The sequence below is a fragment of the Pectobacterium brasiliense genome, assembly GCF_013449685.1.
GTDB classification, from domain to species: Bacteria; Pseudomonadota; Gammaproteobacteria; order Enterobacterales; family Enterobacteriaceae; genus Pectobacterium; species Pectobacterium brasiliense_A.
The window spans coordinates 1-274 of record NZ_JACDSF010000109.1 but is presented as its reverse complement, the minus strand read 5'-3'; the positions used below and the strand labels follow the sequence as shown (position 1 = coordinate 274).

Sequence of the window (274 nt, the reverse complement as noted above, 5' to 3'; positions counted from 1 at the left end):
CGGCGTTGACATCGTTATCGACCTGACCGGTGACCGTAATCGTCTGACCCGATTCGGTCGCATTAATCACGTTATCGCTGGTGACATTGTCAATAGATATCGATGCGGTTGGTGCAACGGTATCGACGCCATAAGTATGGCTGGTGTTGGCAGTAGTCACGTTACCGGCGGTATCACGCGTTGTGACCGACGCAGAGACATCACCGTTAGCAGCGAGTACAGAACCGGGAACATTGACGCTCCAGGTTTTACCGTCCGTATTCACCGTGGTCTG

At 53.3% G+C, this 274-nt stretch carries 1 protein-coding gene; it reads right to left on the bottom strand.

Annotated elements, in window-relative coordinates; genetic code table 11:
* The coding region (locus H0248_RS21470; RefSeq protein ID WP_180787421.1) for an Ig-like domain-containing protein at positions 1–274 on the bottom strand (274 nt) is incomplete at both ends.